Here is a 14708-nt window from a genome sequence, read left to right as displayed (position 1 = left end):
CTCTTCTATAGATTCGATCATTTTTTTATCTTTTGTTTATATTTATCTTAATTTTTCTTATTGTTATTTAGTCAACGTAATGGGATTCGATTTTTTTACTTGGCATCAACCAGCCGAATAACATGATTCCATTAGTGATCAAGACAGCGAGGGGCGTCACTAGATAACCTAGAACGATTCCGATGATATTCAATGAGATGGTCAAATAGGATTTTTTATAGTTGCCTAATAGTTCCTTGATCGCTTTCTTATGGGCTGTATCAGAATTGACCAATTCCCTTGCGAGGAAATAATAAGCGATATTGGCACCTAAAGATACGCCTCCATATGTGATTGCAGGAACTAAACTAAATGTGTATTCGCTGATCCAAGAAGTCGCAAATGGAAATAGTGACAAAGCAAAGAGAAAAAAGCTATTTGCCCATAATACCTTCCCATTTACTTTATGGACGACTTGGAACATGTGATGATGATTGTTCCAATAGATAACTAAAGTAAAAAAACTGATAATGTAGATCAAAAAACGAGAGCCTAAAGCTGACAAAGCTTGCCAAGCCAAGTATCTGAACTTGGTTCATGTAACTCTAAAACGAGAATTGTCATGATAATCGCAATCACGGCATCGGTAAAAGCTTCTAAACGATTTTTCGACATAAGTTCCGCCTCCTTATTTGCCTTATTTTAGTAGAAAAGAACGAAAAAAAGCAACTGTTTTATACATCTAAATACCAAATAAAAAATCAGACTAACGATGGATGTGGCTGTTCATTCATTCTGTTATACTTTTTTCAATAAGAAGTTACCATATTTGTTCATCGAGCACCGGGTCAATTCAATTGCTGTAGTAAAGGACATCAACGTAACCGCTAGTCGATGCAAATAAGAAAAGAGGGGTTGTTATGCAACGTAGAAATAGTTTCTTAAATATCTTCATGTTGATCATGGTATTGGTTGTTGCTGGTTTTGCCATCAGTCTTTTTGTTGGTGTATTGAGCAGCATCTTATGGTTTGCTATCAAATTGCTAATTCCTATAGCTATCATTATTTGGCTGATTCGTGCCATTAGTGGGGCTAATCGAAACCGCAAATATTATTAATCGAATACTCGAATGAGTTGATTACTCGGACATTTACTACAAAAAAAACAGGAACAGATTAGACAACCTTCAGAGGTTGCTTTTCTGTTCCTGTTTTTATCCAAAGCTAAGAGGTCTGCTTCTAGAAACACTTCCCAAAAAAAGAGTGCGGGACAAATCTAAAAATCAGGTTTGCTAAACACTCTCGAATAAACGGCGTCCAAAAGTCAGGTTTTTCTATCCAATTTCTCAAACCTAAACGACTTTTGTCTCGACCTCTTTTTTAAATGTTCTTCAATAACATCTTATGATTTGTGGCATGATTTCACACATTTTAGTGTTTTTCTATCCACTATCAAATGATATATCATTTTATCAACCCAAAGCAACATCAAGAATCATCATGATGATGAATCCTAACATCACACCAAATACAGCAAAATGCCGCTTGCTTGATAATGTTTGCTGTGCTTCAGGGATCAGTTCTTCGACAACGACATAGATCATTGCTCCAGCTGCAAATGCCAACGCGTAAGGCAACAAGATCGATACCTTCGTCACTAAGATCGCACCAACGATACCAGCAATCGGTTCAACGATACCGGATGCTTGTCCATACATAAACGCCTTCGTACGGCTCAATCCTTCTTGCCGTAAGGGAATAGAAACGGCAGCTCCTTCTGGAAAGTTTTGAATACCTATTCCTAGTGCAACAGAAATTGCTGCTAAAACAGCCGTTGTAGGGTTATCTGCGGTAGTTGCTGCTCCAAAGGCTACCCCAACAGCTAGACCTTCTGGGATATTATGCAGTGTAATCGAAAACACCAATAAAATCGTCCGCTTCAAGTGGGTGGGTAAGCCCTCTGTTTCATGTTGTGGCCCAAAATGCATGTGGGGCAATGTCTTATCCGCAATATAAAGGAAAAGTCCACCTAGTCCAAAGCCAATACTTACCACTAACCAAGCAATGTCGCCATTTTCTTCTGCTTTCGTGATCGCGGGATCTAGCAACGACCAAAAACTTGCAGCGATCATCACTCCCGAAGCAAAACCAAGCATCAAGTTCAAAACGTCTTTCTTGATCTCTTTAAAGAAAAAGACTAATGCAGCTCCCAGTGCAGTCATGAAATAGGTAAAGCCAGTCCCTACCAATGCCTGTTGCCATGGTTCTAATCTTAATAGCCATTCAGCCATATTTTTCTCCTTTCAATCCTTTACTTACTACTCTAGCATATAGAAAAAAGCATGACTACTATTTTACGAAAAGACGTATTAGTTGGGGTTTTTCTGACAAAGCACTATACTTTAGTTAGTAAATTTTATCACTAAGGGAGTGGAAAGTTATGTCAACAATCAATGCTGGTGTCGCTATGGTAAAAGTTCTTGAAAGTTGGGGAGTCGATCATATTTACGGAATTCCTGGTGGTTCATTCAATTCCATCATGGATGCTTTATATCATGAAAAAGAAAAAATCAAATATATCCAAGTTCGTCATGAAGAAGTCGGTGCATTAGCCGCAGCTGCCGATGCAAAACTAACGGGCAAAGTCGGCGCTGTGTTTGGTTCTGCTGGTCCTGGCGCGACCCATTTGATCAATGGACTATATGATGCCCAAATGGATCATGTCCCTCTCGTAGCGCTATTAGGACAAGTGGCTTCTGCAGCGATGAATTATAATTCTTTCCAAGAATTAAATGAAAATCCTATTTTTGCAGATGTTAGCGTCTATAACCGAACAGTGATGACGCCACAAAGTTTGCCACATGTAGTCGATGAAGCAATCAAAGCTGCTTACGAACATAAAGGTGTTGCAATCGTGACGATTCCTGTAGATTTAGGTTTTGCTGAAATCGAAGAACAAGATTTCACGACTGCAGCTACACACAAAACCGGCTATATCTTACCTGACAAAAAAGATTTGTTGGCTGCACTTCCTTACATTGAAAAAGCAAAGAAACCTGTATTGTATGTTGGGCAAGGCACGCGTAATGGCTTCGAACAGATCAAACACTTTTCAGAACACTTTTCAGTTCCTGTCGTTGCTTCCGTTCTAGCCAAGGGAATCGTTCCTGATAGTTATAAAAATTTTCTTGGGTTTGCTGGACGAGTTGCGACGAAACCTGCAAACGAAGCACTTGCTGAAGCTGATTTGATTTTATTCGTGGGAAGTGACTTTCCATTTGGTCGAGCTTTCTTCAATCCTGATGCTGCCTTTATTCAAGTAGATATCGATGCATCAAAATTTGGCCGCAGACATGCCGTTTCTCTTTCAATCCTAGGAGATGCCAACACCACTTTAGAAAGATTAGCAGAACTTGGCCAACCTCGACCTGAAGATCGTTGGTATCTAGCAAACCAAGAAAACAAAGAGAACTGGGTCAACTGGTTGAAATCATTTGAAGATCGTGAAGAGCAACCTATCCGCCCAGAAGCAGTTTATAAAGAAATCAATCGTATTGCGAAAGACGATGCAATCTTTGTCACGGATGTCGGCAATACCACGATCCACTCGATTCGTCTTTTAGATATGAACGGCAACCAAAAGCATACTACTTCTGGTTGGTTCGCAACGATGGGGAATGGTGTTCCTGGAGGAATTGCTGCTCAATTAAGCTTTCCAGAAAAGCAAGTGTTCACTCTAAGTGGCGACGGCGGATTTGCGATGGTCATGCAAGATATCATCACACAAGTCAAATATCAATTACCAATCATCAACGTCGTATTCTCAAATGATTCCTTTGGTTTTATCGAAGCAGAACAAGAAGATACAGAACAAAAGAAATTCGGTGTCTTTTTGGAAGATGCAGATTTTGGTAAGGCCAGTGAAGCATTAGGTGCAGACAGTTTCACGATTACTGATTACCATCAACTACGACCAGCCTTTGATGCAGCTCAAAAGTCAACACGCCCTGTAGTCATTGATGTCAAAATCGAAAATAAACGACCATTACCTGTAGAAGACTTGCATTTAGATCCTCGAAAATATTCCGCAGATGAAATCAATGCCTTCAAAGAAAAATATGAAGTACATGATATGCCTGTATTAAATGAGCTATATGAAAAACGTGACTAAGTTATCCTAAAAGCACACTATAAAAAAATGAATAAGCTCATAAAAAAAGAGGCAGGACATAATAATGTCCTGCCTCTTTTTTATATAAACTACTATCGAATATTTATCTAAATGCGTACACGATATGAGTAATACCAAATAGCATAAAATAGAATCCAACTAAGAAACTTAGGGTCAATGCTGATGAGATAGGATTAAATAATAGCATGATCCCCAAAATGATACCTAAGATATTTACGATAACAGTGAACCAATAATAGCCATTACTTACCCCTTTAGCCAAATCAGCAGCCAATAAAGCAAATACGGAATCCGCGATGAACCACACTGCAAATACGAATGGCAATGCCACTACACCGGCTCCAATATTGAATAAGAAAAAGATTCCTACTAAGATATCGATGATCCCTACAACTAATGGTGTCTTCCCTTTGTAGCCAGTCAATTCCTTCATGCGATTGCGAACAAATAATTCAAAAATTCCTTTTAAAAAGGCAAAAATAGCAAATACGACCACGATCGCCACAAGATTACCTACTGGATCTTGGAAAGACATTAGAGAAACAATCACAAATAATATTCCTAAGATCAAAGAACCCCAATCTACCGTTTTTCTTTCATTCATTTTTCAAACCTACTTTCATTTTGATCTACTATCCATACTACCCTTCTCTTTAAATAACGTCAAAACATATGCTGAAAGGCGATTGATCGCTCTGTTGATATTGTATTGCGAACTTTTTGATACATCTGAGTGTAAACAATTTACATATAAAAAGACTATTTATTTCTTATCCACTTTTTCTATCCAAGATCATTGTGTTTTTATAAAATACAGGAATACATACAGATTTCTATCTTCTATCCATCAACTGTTTCTTACTTTTTTGTTACGTTGTTCCACGTGAAACACAAAGAATAGCTGATTACCTTGAAACTTTTACTTTTCCCCTATATAATTCTAGAAGACTTGTCAAAAACAATTAAAAGATAAAGTGAGGAAAAAAATTGATTACTGTAAATGATGTAAGTTTGCACTTTTCAGACCGCAAACTATTTGATGATGTTAATATTAAATTTACTCCCGGAAATTGCTATGGCTTAATAGGTGCAAATGGTGCAGGTAAATCAACGTTCCTTAAAGTATTATCCGGAGAGCTACAACCTTCTACAGGTACTGTCTCCTTGGGCCCAGATGAACGTATGGCCGTCTTGAAACAAAATCACTTCGACTATGAAGAATATACAGTCTTAGAAACAGTTATTATGGGACACAAACGATTGTACGAAGTAATGAAAGAAAAAGATGCCATCTACATGAAAGAAGACTTTACAGATGAAGACGGTATCCGAGCAGCTGAATTAGAAGGCGAATTTGCTGAGCTAAATGGTTGGGAAGCTGAACCAGAAGCAGCAGTATTATTACAAGGATTGAATATCCCTGAAGAATTACATCACCAACAAATGAGTGAACTTACGGGTGGTCAAAAAATCAAAGTCCTTTTAGCCCAAACACTATTTGGTAAACCAGATGTATTGCTATTAGATGAACCAACAAACGGATTGGATATCCAATCAATCAATTGGTTAGAAGAATTCTTGATCGAATTTGAAAATACAGTTATCGTCGTTTCCCATGACCGCCATTTCTTGAATAAAGTATGTACACATATGGCGGATCTAGACTTTGGAAAAATCAAATTATATGTAGGTAACTATGATTTTTGGTTAGAATCTAGTCAACTAGCTACAAAATTGCAAGCAAATGCAAATGCAAAAAAAGAAGAACAAATCAAAGAATTACAAGATTTTATCGCTCGTTTCAGCGCGAATGCTTCAAAATCAAAACAAGCGACTTCACGTAAAAAAATGTTAGAAAAAATCACGTTAGATGACATCCAGCCATCTTCTCGTCGCTATCCATTCGTTGGTTTCAAACCAGAACGTGAAATCGGCAACGACCTTTTACAAGTCGAAAACGTGAGTGTTACTATAGATGGTAAGAAAATCTTAAATGATATATCATTTAATTTAAGTAAAGAAGACAAGGTAGCTTTCGTTGCTGAAAATGATATTACAACTACGACACTATTCAAAGTAATCATGGGTGAGATCACACCAGATACAGGTACAGTGCGCTGGGGTGTCACAACAAGCAATGCTTATTTACCAAAGGATACAACGAAAGAATTTGATACGGATCTAACGATTTTAGACTGGTTAAGACAATATGCAGGTAAAGAAGAAGACGACAATACTTTCTTACGCAGCTTCTTAGGTAGAATGCTATTTTCTGGTGAAGACGTCTTGAAGCCTGTAAATGTCCTATCTGGGGGCGAAAAAGTCCGTTGTATGCTTTCTAAAATGATGCTTTCTAAAGCAAATGTCTTAGTTTTAGACGATCCAACGAACCATTTAGACCTAGAGTCAATCACTGCATTGAATGATGGGCTAATGACCTTCACAGGTTCTATTCTCTTTGCTTCACACGATCATCAGTTTATCCAAACTCTTGCAAATCGCATCATTGCTGTTTCTGATAAAGGGGTCATCGATCGCGCAGACACAACGTATGATGAGTTTTTAGAAAACAAAGATATCCAAAAACAATTAAATGAGTTATGGAAGTAAACGGATCAATTGTTTCGTGACTGATTGATCGTTGAATCCTACTGGTGCTGTTCGTTAGACATTTCTAACGAACAGCACCTTTTTATATTCTCTGGGCACATACAAAACCCATAATTCTGAAATTCCTCAACAAAGAAGCATGGGACAAAAGTAAGAAACACTTTTGTCTCATGCTTTAAAAACGAAACGACTTTTGTCTCGACCTCTTCTAAACACAACGTCGGAACAGAAACAACTCCTTGAGATAAGCCGAAATTCGCAGGATTTGCAAAACAATTTCCATGATTCTCTGGTTCTTTCTCAGAATGAAATACTTCTGTTGCGACCTATTTTTTCTATTCGATTAGTGATGGTAGACTTCTATCGTTTGATCCCCATTGAAAAAATGGCGATACAGCCATAGCCAGTATGACTAGCGATCGTAGGACCCAACGGATAAAGTTTCACTTCTTTCATCTTGATGTTCTCTTCTAGCAGGCGTTTCGCTTTTTCGGCACTTTCTAAGTCCCCTGCATAGGCAATATAGACGATTTGTTCTAAAGGCGCGACGATCGTTTTAATCGTTTCTTCTACGACTTTTTGGATCGATTTATTTCTGCCACGCACTTTATCGACATTCGTCAGACGCCCTTCTTCATCTACTGTAATAATTGGTTTGACACTCAGAATACTTCCTAGTGTAGCGCTAGCCTTTGAAATACGTCCGCCACGTTCAAGATGTTTCAAATCATCGACGGTTACCCAAGAGTGTACTTTTAAATAATTATTTTTTAACCACTCTAACGTTTCTTCTAATGTTTTTCCTTCATCTTTCAATCGCACAGCTTCTAATACCAACACGCCTTCACCCACACTAGCAGCTTTCGTGTCGAATACATGTATTTGAGGATCAGGATACTCTTCTTTTAGTAATTCGACAGCTTGCAATGCACTACTATAAGAGCCACTCAATGCACTTGAAAAAGCAACGTATAAAACTGGGATTTTTCTTTCAGCATACGTACGGAAGAATTCAAGGTATTGTCCCACATTGATCTGTGAGGTGGTTGGCGTTGCTCCGTTTCTCAATTGTTCCATATATTTGTCATAGTTAAATGTTTTCCCCAGATCATCCACTAATTCTTGTTCATCTAACTGGATCTTCATTGACAAAAAGTCTACATTCGCCGCTGCGAGTACTTGATAAGGAAGATCACAACATGAGTCTGTTACTATTTGATACACCTACTTCAACTCCTTCACCATTCATTTTACCCTTAACCCCTATTATAGCAAATCTCTTGCGTTCAAAATATCTTTAGCTATCTAAAAAGAAAATAATTAATATTCACCCACTCTTTTTGGCTATCTACCGGTATTCACAGTGAAGAAAACGGCAAAAAAAAGTCGAACACCACAAAAGGACAACAGGTTCTTTCCTGCTTTCATGGTGTTCGACTCTCTAGCACATTCGTTCACTCTTTAAGGCACAAGAATGTCCTGTCTCAACGAATGTTACTAAAATGACTTAGATTTGCGCCCAGACGCTTTCTAAGATGTTTGTTTGTGTTCGGTCAGGTCCAACTGAGAATGTTGAAATACGGACTCCTACAAGCTCTGAGATACGTCTAACATAGTTACGGGCGTTTTCTGGTAGTTCAGCAAGTGTTTTACATGCTGTAATATCTTCAGACCAACCAGGAAGTTCTTCGTATACTGGTTTGCAACGTTTCAATTCTTTCAGGCTTGCTGGATAATGGTAGATCATTTCTCCATCTAATTCATACGCTGTACAGATTTTTACTGTTTCTAGTCCGCTTAATACATCGATTGAATTCAATGATAGGTTAGTGATTCCTGATACACGTTTTGAATGGCGCATCACGACTGTATCAAACCAACCGACACGACGAGGTCGACCTGTTGTCGTACCATATTCACGACCGACTTCACGGATTTGTTGACCTGTTTCGTCAAATAGTTCTGTTGGGAAAGGTCCATCTCCTACACGAGAAGTATAAGCTTTACATACACCAACGACTTTATTGATCTTTGAAGGGCCAACGCCACTACCGATCGTTACACCACCAGCTACCGGATTAGAAGAAGTCACAAATGGATACGTTCCTTGATCGATATCCAACATCACGCCTTGGGCACCTTCAAACAAGACACGTTTTCCTGCATCTAGAGCATCATTTAAGATGACTGATGTATCAGTGACATATTGTTTGATTTGTTGGCCATATTCATAGTATTCTTCGAAAATATCCTCAAATACCAATGGTTCAGAATCGAACATCTTCACAAATTGACGATTTTTATCTTCTAAGTTCAAACGCAAACGTTCTTCAAAAATCTCTTTATCTAATAAATCTGCAATACGGATGCCGACACGAGCAGCTTTATCCATGTATGCTGGTCCGATCCCTTTGATCGTTGTACCGATCTTGTTTTCACCTTTTGAATCTTCTTGTAATTGATCCAATTTGATATGGTAAGGCAAAATGACATGCGCACGATCTGAAATACGTAAATTATCTGTTTCTACACCTTTTTCGTGCAAATACACTAATTCCGTCACTAATGATTTAGGATTCACCACTACGCCATTTCCGATCACACTGATTTTATCTTTATAAAAAATCCCAGAAGGAATCAAATGCAGTTTATAAGTAACACCATTGAATTTGATTGTGTGTCCTGCATTGTCGCCACCTTGGTACCGTGCGATCACCTCAGCATTTTCACTAAGAAAGTCAGTAATCTTTCCTTTCCCTTCGTCGCCCCATTGTGTACCTACTACTACTACAGATGACATCTGAACACCTCGTTTTATATTATTTAATCCTGAATTATTGTATCAATAACTCGCTATTTATTCAACTAAAATCGAATGATACTTTTATTTATTTTATAAAAACGCTTAAAAAACGAACAATAAACGTGTTTGAAAAATTATTCCCTCAAAAGAGTATAGGGAATAACAAAGGCTTGACTTAGAAGATGAACAAAGAATGTGGGACAAATTTAAAAATCGGTTTTGCTACAGACTCTCGAATAAACGGCGGGAGCAAAAAGCAACTCCTTCGGAAATAAGCCGAAATTCACAAAAATTTGAAAAGCAATTTTCGTGAATTTCTTCTTATTTCTCGGAGTTAAACACTTCTGTCCCAGCCTCTCTCAAATAAACGGTGTCCACAAGTCAGGCTTTTCGGAAATTTCAAAAAAAAAAGAACAATACAAAAAACGTATTGTTCTTTTTTCTCTCTAATTTTTCAAACCTTAACGACTTTTGTCTCGACCTCATTTTGTCTGATTTATTTCGCTATTTTGCAGAAACTACTGACATCGCAGACTGCTTCATCATAGATCATTCTCTTCATAAATGATGCTCATTGGCTGGAGATAGGATCAAGATGAACATCATCTGCTATAACTGCTTATTCTCAGAGTAAAATACTTCCGTCTCTTCTAGTATTCTTCTCTTGGTGATAACGACGAAAACTTGTTGTATTCTTTGATAAACAGTAATTCAACAGTTCCTCGGGCACCACTACGGTTTTTTTCGATGATGACTTCGATCACGTTGTCATTTTGCGGTTCAGCGCCGTCATTGTCTTCGCCGCCTTCTCTTTCATAATAATCATCACGATACAAGAACGCAACGATATCTGCATCTTGTTCGATAGACCCTGATTCCCTGATATCACTTAAAACAGGACGTTTATCTTGCCGCTGTTCAACACCACGAGAAAGCTGTGATAATGCGATAACAGGCACTTTCAATTCTTTCGCCAGTTTCTTTAACTGACGGGAAATATCAGAAACTTCTTGTTGGCGATTTTCTCTGCCGTTCCCTTCAATCAGTTGGAGATAGTCGATCAAGATCAAGCCGAGATTGCCTTTTTCTTGTGCGAGTTTACGGCACTTTGCGCGTATTTCAGAGATTTTGATCCCAGGGGTATCGTCAATAAAGATATTTGCCCGTGACAAGCTCCCCATCGCAACGATCAGATTGGACCATTCTTCTTCAGAAAGCTGACCTGTACGCAAATGGCTCGCTTCAATCGATCCTTCCGCACAAAGCATCCGATTAACCAGGGATTCTGCCCCCATTTCCAAACTGAAGATAGCTACGGAACGATCCGTTTTGGTACCGACATTTTGTGCGATATTCAATGCAAAAGCCGTCTTCCCGACAGCTGGTCGAGCTGCTAAGATGATCAATTCTTCTGGTTGGAAACCTGCTGTCATCTTATCTAATCCTTGATAGCCAGTAGGAAGTCCTGTGATTTCTTCGTTGTTTTGTGCTAACTGGTCAATATTTTCGATCGTTGAATTCAAGACTTCTGCGATCGATAAAAATCCGCTCCGGTTTCTTTTTTCGGATACTTCAAGGATGCTACGTTCTGCATCATCTAATATCGATTGGACTTCTTCTCCTTGTTCAAATCCACGAGTAACAATTCCTGTCGCTGTTTGGATCAAATTACGCAACAACGATTTTTCTTCTACGATCTTTGCATAATAAACGATGTTCGCCGCTGTAGGAACAGCTAATGCTAAATCGGAAAGATAGCTCAAGCCCCCAGCATCTTCTAATAGATTTCCTTGTTCCAAACGATCTTTGACAGTGACCACATCGATTGCTTCACTGCGATCATTCAATTCGATCATTGTTTCAAAAATGATTTGATGTCCCCGACGATAAAAGTCTTTCGGTTCTATGTACTCCATGGCATCAATGATCGTTTCAGCATCTAAAAAAACTGACCCTAAAACCGCTTGTTCGGCTTCAATATTTTGCGGTGGAATTCGATCCTGCCACACTTCATTCATACATATCGCTCCTTGTCTTCAATTGCTTCATTTTACAAGAAAATAGTCAAAAAGTCATCCTAAAAAGTGGAAAAGTCATTGTGTCTGAACGCAGAAAATCATTCCATTGTATTTGTACGTTGGCTCTATCGTTCAAAAACATTGCCTTTTTCCCTATCCAAATATAAAAGTTTAGTACAGAAGTCTTTCACTCCGGGAAATAACTAGAGATTTATGGAAATGTTTTTTCAAATTTTTGTGATTTCAGATTATTTTTGAAGATACTACTTCTTGTTTATCCATGTTTAGAGAATGTGGGACAAATCTAACAATCAGTTTTGCTACAGACTCTAATTCTGAATAAACGGCGTCCAAAAGCCAGGTTTTTCGGAAATTTCAAAAAAAACGAGCATGGGACAAAAGTAAGAAACACTTTTGTCCCATTCTTTAAAAACGAATAAACGGTGGGAGCAGAAGCAACTCCTTCTTAAATAAGCCGAAATTCACAAAAATTTGAAAAGCAATTTTCGTGAATTTCTTCTTATTTCTCGGAGTTAAACACTTCTGTCCCAACCTCGTTTTTTTCTCCAATTTCTCAAACCTAAACGACTTTTGTTTCGAACTCTCTCATAATTGATCTTACTAACTTATTCTTGTACGACGTGTACTTTGATCGTTGCTGTCACTTCATGATGCAATTTGACTGGTACATTCGTGTAACCTAATGTACGGATTGGATTTTCTAGTTCGATCTTACGTTTATCTAGTTTCACTTTGTACTGTTTGTTCAATCCTTCTGCGATTTGTTTAGAAGGAATTGAGCCGAATAAGCGGCTGTCTTCTCCGGCTTTTGCTTTTAATTCAACAACCGTATCTTCTTTTTCTAAAAACTCTTTCAGTTTTTTTGCTTCTTCTAAAATTTCTGCTTCATATTTTTCTTGTGCTTTTTTCTGACCAGCTAATTGGCTGATGCTGCTTTTTGTTGCTTCTTTTGCTAGATTGTTTTTTAATAGGTAATTTTGAGCATATCCTGTCGGAACTTCTTTTACATCACCTTTTTTTCCTTTACCTTTTACATCTTGTAAGAAAATGACTTTCATAGCAATTACTCCTTATCATATAGTTGATTCATGTTCTCGTTGATTACAGCTAATAAACGCTGTTTGGTTTCTTCAACTGTGACATTTTCCAATTGCGTAGCAGCATTCGTGAAATGTCCACCGCCACCTAGCGACTCCATGATCAATTGCACGTTGATCGTGCCCGTACTGCGTGCACTGATACCGACTAATCCATCCGTTCGTTTCGTAATGACGAATGCACCATTGATATTGATCATTGATAAGAGTGTGTCCGCTGTTTTTGCGGCTATGACACTATTATACTCTTTTTCATCTGTCCCTGTCGCTACCACAATATCTGATGTCACGTACTCACTTTGGGCGATCAAATCACTGATCTCCAAGTAAGTTTCTAAATCTGAACTCAATAAATATTGTACTAGGGAAGCGTCAGCTCCACAAGCCTTTAAATAGCTTGCTACATCAAAAGTTCGAGCGGTCGTCCGAACATTGAAACTATTCGTATCGACCGTCATCCCAGCAAGCAACAATGTAGCCTCAAACCGATCTAAACGATTGGCTCGACTGCTTTGATACTGAATTAGCTCTGTGACTAATTCTGAAGCTGAAGAAGCTGAGGATTCAATGTACGTCAATAATGGTTTACTTGGGAATTCTTCCCCACGTCGATGATGATCGATGATCACGATCTTATCAAACTGCTCATAAAGGCTCTGAGAGATCGATAGTGAAGGTTTATGGTAGTCGACCATCACAAGTAAGTCCTCGTCTTTTTTCAGCTCCATCGCTCGTTTAGGCGAGATCAATTGTGCTTCCAAATCTGGATGTTTATGGATTTCTTCCAAACAACGTTCAACGTCTGGAATAATCTCTGTTTCATCTATGACCACATACGCTTTTTTCTGATTAAAGCGTGCTAAACAACTTACGCCAAATGCTGAGCCAATCGCATCCATATCTGGAAACTTATGACCCATGATAAATACATCGCCTGTTTCATCAAAAATTCTTCGTAAAGCCGTACTCATTGCTCTGGATCTCACCCGTGTCCGCTTCACTGTTTTTGCTGATTTTCCACCGTAATAGACCGGTTTCGCTCCTTCACGCATCTCTTTGACGACAACTTGGTCGCCCCCTCTAACTAGCGCTACATCCAAATTGTTTTGTGCTTCTGCACCAATTTCATCGAGTGGATCTTGACCATACGCAATCCCCATACTAAGAGTGATCGGCAGATTTTGTTTCTCCGCTTCTTCACGTAAGCGATCCAGCAAATCAAATTTCTTATCCATCATTTTCTTTAGCACATTCAATTGAGTGAAAAAGAAAAAACGTTCTGAATTGATTCGTTTGAAGAAAACATGGTACTCATTCATCCAATCTGAAACCAACGTTGTCACAAAAGAATTCAGGTAAGAAATTTCTTTGTCGTCCAGTTTATCGATCGCATCGGCGTAGTTGTCGATCGATAGTATGCCGATTACCGGTTGGCTGTTGGTTTGGTGCAGTTTCAGTAATTGTGTTTGCGTGACATCACTAAAATAGACTACGCCCTTAACAGTATCTAGATCGAATTGAAATGTTTTATCCGCTAAGTACAGCTGATTCTTTTTCTTTTCTTTTGCAGCAAAAAACGCATCCAGTAGTTCATCTTCTGATAACGCACTTTGATCCTTGATCCCTAATGCAAAAGGATTCATCCAATCGATTTTTTGAGTCATCGGCTGGTAAGAAATGATCCCGACTGGCATGATCTCTGAAACATAAGCTAAGTGTGTTTCGGCAACCGTTGAAGCTTGTTGGATCTTTTCACGATTTCGCAGTGTCAGCCAGCGTTTCACCTTCAGCCAGTAGCGAAGCCACAAGATATTCAAAACTAAAACAACCAAAGCGCTAACAAACCGAAATGGCATAAATAAGATAACCAGTACTTCGATTAATATAAATAAAATAATGAAGAGAGGTCTAGGGGTTAAGTTTGTATTTTCTTTTTCCATCGTCTTCCTCCCATACTTGATTAGTTTAATTTTACCATAACTTTCGTC

At 38.5% G+C, this 14708-nt stretch carries 10 protein-coding genes and 1 pseudogene; 3 read left to right on the top strand and 8 right to left on the bottom strand.

Annotation, left to right across the window (positions count from 1 at the left end; translation table 11 throughout):
* Positions 1-67: 67 nt before the first annotated feature.
* Positions 68-654, bottom strand: a pseudogene (locus CJZ72_RS05035) (TMEM175 family protein).
* A 245-nt stretch (positions 655-899) separates the two neighbouring features.
* Here CJZ72_RS05035 and CJZ72_RS05030 point away from each other — a divergent pair.
* Entirely contained in the window at positions 900-1097 is a 198-nt protein-coding gene (locus CJZ72_RS05030) for a hypothetical protein (RefSeq protein WP_005877528.1), read from the top strand.
* A 354-nt stretch (positions 1098-1451) separates the two neighbouring features.
* Here the strand turns inward: CJZ72_RS05030 and CJZ72_RS05025 are convergent, their stop codons facing one another.
* Positions 1452-2270 (bottom strand): ZIP family metal transporter, encoded by an 819-nt coding sequence (locus CJZ72_RS05025; RefSeq protein ID WP_081133670.1) that lies wholly within the window; start codon positions 2268-2270, stop codon positions 1452-1454.
* A gap of 149 nt (positions 2271-2419) precedes the next feature.
* On the opposite strand from CJZ72_RS05025, the gene spxB reads away from it, so the two are divergent.
* Positions 2420-4150: a pyruvate oxidase gene (gene spxB / locus CJZ72_RS05020; RefSeq protein ID WP_081133669.1), complete on the top strand. Its 1731-nt coding sequence runs from the start codon at positions 2420-2422 to the stop codon at positions 4148-4150.
* Between the two features lie 103 nt (positions 4151-4253).
* Here spxB and CJZ72_RS05015 read toward each other — a convergent pair whose 3' ends face one another.
* Positions 4254-4775 (bottom strand): HdeD family acid-resistance protein, encoded by a 522-nt coding sequence (locus tag CJZ72_RS05015; RefSeq protein ID WP_081133668.1) that lies wholly within the window; start codon positions 4773-4775, stop codon positions 4254-4256.
* Positions 4776-5158: 383 nt separating this feature from the next.
* Between CJZ72_RS05015 and CJZ72_RS05010 the strand changes: the two genes are divergently transcribed.
* A complete protein-coding gene (locus CJZ72_RS05010) occupies positions 5159-6781 on the top strand; it encodes an ABC-F family ATP-binding cassette domain-containing protein (RefSeq protein WP_081133667.1) in 1623 nt (540 codons plus the stop codon).
* A gap of 360 nt (positions 6782-7141) precedes the next feature.
* Here CJZ72_RS05010 and CJZ72_RS05005 read toward each other — a convergent pair whose 3' ends face one another.
* The 5 genes from CJZ72_RS05005 to CJZ72_RS04975 all read right to left on the bottom strand — a co-directional run bounded on the left by CJZ72_RS05005 (position 7142) and on the right by CJZ72_RS04975 (position 14660).
* Positions 7142-8005: a DegV family protein gene (locus tag CJZ72_RS05005; RefSeq protein ID WP_005877537.1), complete on the bottom strand. Its 864-nt coding sequence runs from the start codon at positions 8003-8005 to the stop codon at positions 7142-7144.
* 283 nt (positions 8006-8288) lie between these two features.
* On the bottom strand, positions 8289-9581 hold the full coding sequence (locus CJZ72_RS05000; RefSeq protein WP_081133666.1) for an adenylosuccinate synthase: 1293 nt from the start codon (positions 9579-9581) through the stop codon (positions 8289-8291).
* Between the two features lie 653 nt (positions 9582-10234).
* Positions 10235-11602: a replicative DNA helicase gene (dnaB, locus tag CJZ72_RS04995; protein ID WP_005875816.1), complete on the bottom strand. Its 1368-nt coding sequence runs from the start codon at positions 11600-11602 to the stop codon at positions 10235-10237.
* 626 nt (positions 11603-12228) lie between these two features.
* Positions 12229-12681: a 50S ribosomal protein L9 gene (rplI, locus tag CJZ72_RS04980; protein WP_005875813.1), complete on the bottom strand. Its 453-nt coding sequence runs from the start codon at positions 12679-12681 to the stop codon at positions 12229-12231.
* A gap of 5 nt (positions 12682-12686) precedes the next feature.
* Positions 12687-14660, bottom strand: a complete 1974-nt coding sequence (locus tag CJZ72_RS04975; protein ID WP_081133665.1) for a DHH family phosphoesterase — start codon at positions 14658-14660, stop codon at positions 12687-12689.
* Positions 14661-14708: the final 48 nt, after the last annotated feature.

Origin of the sequence: Enterococcus durans, assembly GCF_002277935.1 — a bacterium.
GTDB lineage: Bacteria > Bacillota > Bacilli > Lactobacillales > Enterococcaceae > Enterococcus_B > Enterococcus_B durans.
The sequence above is the reverse complement of the archived record's forward strand: the minus strand, read 5'-3'. Positions and strand labels throughout refer to the sequence as shown.